The organism is Microbacterium sp. UBA837, from assembly GCF_002296025.1.
Classification (GTDB): Bacteria; Actinomycetota; Actinomycetes; order Actinomycetales; family Microbacteriaceae; genus Microbacterium.
Map to the genome: position 1 here is coordinate 1 of NZ_DBHD01000023.1, position 2,441 is coordinate 2,441.

At 68.4% G+C, this 2,441-nt stretch carries 3 protein-coding genes; 2 read left to right on the top strand and 1 reads right to left on the bottom strand.

Going from position 1 to position 2,441, the window contains the following annotated elements; translation table 11 throughout:
- Window positions 1–832: AI-2E family transporter (locus B3587_RS02040; protein WP_292726158.1), on the top strand; the 832-nt coding region annotated here is incomplete at its 5' end.
- Between the two features lie 45 nt (window positions 833–877).
- Window positions 878–1,924, top strand: a complete 1,047-nt coding sequence (locus B3587_RS02045; protein ID WP_292726159.1) for an ATP-dependent DNA ligase — start codon at window positions 878–880, stop codon at window positions 1,922–1,924.
- A gap of 39 nt (window positions 1,925–1,963) precedes the next feature.
- Here B3587_RS02045 and B3587_RS02050 read toward each other — a convergent pair.
- On the bottom strand, window positions 1,964–2,441 hold a 478-nt coding region (locus B3587_RS02050), incomplete at its 5' end, for a nitroreductase family deazaflavin-dependent oxidoreductase (protein ID WP_292726161.1).

Here is a 2,441-nt window from a genome sequence, read left to right on the forward strand (position 1 = left end):
CGTCGGCTGGCTCATCGTCTGGGCGGTTCGCGATCAGTGGGATTCGCTCTACAGCCAGGCGGAGGCCGGTGCCCAGAAGCTCTGGGAATGGGTGCAGACGCTGCCGTTCGGGATCGATCAGCAGCAGATCGACGAGTGGATCTCGTCGATTCAGGACTTCATCACGAGTGCCCAGTTCGGCACTGGGGCCATCGCCGGCGTCAGCGTCGTGGCTAACTTCGCGACCGGTTTCGTCCTGCTGGTCGTCGTGCTCTTCTTCTTCTTGAAGGACGGCCCGCGGATGTGGGAGTTTCTGCTCCGCCCGTTCCGCGGTTCCGCCGAAGCGCGGGCTCGCCGCATCGGCGACAAGACGGTGTCGACGCTCGGCGCCTACGTCCGAGGTACCGCGTCAGTCGCGTTCGTCGACGCGGTCGGGATCGGCATCGGCCTGTGGATCCTCGGCGTCCCGCTCGCCCTCCCCCTGGCGGTCTTGGTCTTCCTCCTCGCCTTCATCCCGATCGTCGGGGCGACCCTCGCAGGGATCCTGGCAGCGCTCGTCGCGCTCGTCGCCAACGGCTGGGTCAACGCGCTGTTCGTCGTCGGTCTGATCGTGCTCGTCAACCAGCTGGAAGGAAACTTCCTGCAACCGGTGCTGATGGGGCGCTCGATGAAGCTGCATTCGTTCGTCATCCTGATCGCCCTGACGGTCGGTACCGTGCTCGGCGGAATCGTCGGCGCAGTCCTCGCCGTGCCGATCACGGCAGTGGCGTGGGGAATCGTGCAGGTGTGGGACGGCCCGAACACCCCCGCCCGGTGGGCACGACGCAAGAGCACCGAACCGGCGCCGTCCTGACGCCCGGGCTGGACAGCTACCCCCGACAGACAGGATGCTGACCGCATGCGCTATGCGATTCCCGAGCCGATGCTCGCGAAGTCCGTCGACCGCATCCCCGCGCCTGATGCGGTCGCCGGCGGTCTGAGCTTCGAACCGAAGTGGGACGGCTTCCGCGCGCTCGTGTCGTGGGACGGGACAGATGTCGAGATCGGCAGCCGCGGTGCGAAGCCGCTCACGCGCTACTTTCCCGAGCTCGTCGAGGCGTTTGCGCGGCTCCTTCCCGAACCGTGCCTGCTCGACGGCGAGATCGTGATCGCGCTGGGCGAGCCGGGCTCTCAGCGCCTGGACTGGGACGCGCTGACGCAGCGCATCCACCCCGCCGACTCGCGGGTGCGGATGCTGAGCGAGCAGACCCCCGCGATGTTCATCGCATTCGACATCCTGGCGCGCGGGAAGCGCGATCTGGCGAGCGAGCCGTTCCAGGCCCGGCGGGCTGAGCTCCTCGACCTGCTGCGCGACGTGCCGCATCCGGTGCACGTCACGCGCACGACTGACGACCCCGACCGGGCTGCTCGGTGGCTCGATGAATTCGAGGGGGCGGGCCTTGACGGCGTGGTCGCCAAGCCCCTCGCCCAGCCCTATGCGCCGGGCAAGCGGACGATGTTCAAGATCAAGCACGCGCGCACGGCGGATGTCGTCGCGCTCGGCTACCGGGTGCACAAGAGCGGGAGCGGGGTCGGCTCACTGCTTGTCGGTCTCTATACCGACGAGGGTCAGCTCGTCCAGGTCGGCGGGGTGGCAGCGTGGTCGGACAAGCGCAGACGGGAGCTCGTCGACGAGCTCGAACCGTTCGTCGAGCGCGACGAGGCCGGCGCCGCGGTGACCGGCGAGGGGGAGCGGTCTCGCTTTACCTCGGGCAAGGATGTGTCGTTCGTGCAGCTGCGCCCCGAACTGGTGCTCGAGGTGCGCTACGACCAGCTCGAGAAGTGGCGTTTTCGCCACACCGTGCAGTTCGTGCGGTGGCGCGAGGATCGTGACCCGCGCTCGTGCACGTACGACCAACTCGAGACTGTCAGCGCGTACGACGTGGGCGCGGTGCTCGAAAGCTGACGGTCAGCGGCGCGGTTCGGCGCGGACTCAGCGGCGCGATCAGCGCGAAGGCGGGGTGAACTCGACCACGGGTATGGTCGTCTCTCCCCCGTTCAGCTCGTCCATCGCCCCCTTGAGGTGGTCCCAGGCATCCGGGTGCACCCGGGCATAGCGGGCAAGCACCGCCGCTGCGTCGCTCTCAGGCAGGATGCGGGCAGTAGCCGCCACGCCCTTCGAGCGACCGACCCAGAGCCGGGCAGCGGGGTTGGCCTGGAGGTTCTTGAGCCACTGTGCGCGCGAGCCGTGGCCGGAAGCGACGCGGAGCGCGTTCGTCTCGCGTTCGATCACTTCAAGCACGACGTAGCGCGGCTGGCCGCTCTTGCGGCCGATGTGCTCGGCCATCACGAACCTGCCGCCGAACAACCAGCCAAGCCCCGCGCGAAACAGCGGAATCGGGGCGCGGACGATCCAGCGCGTGCGAAGCAGGCGCGCGGCCCACTGATCGATCGTCGACGTCGTCTCGGTGCCCGTCGTGTCG

What these genes read in the sequence shown, in the direction of transcription:
- B3587_RS02045 (WP_292726159.1), top strand. Translation starts at nt 878, where the DNA reads ATGCGCTATGCGATTCCCGAGCCGATGCTCGCGAAGTCCGTCGACCGC.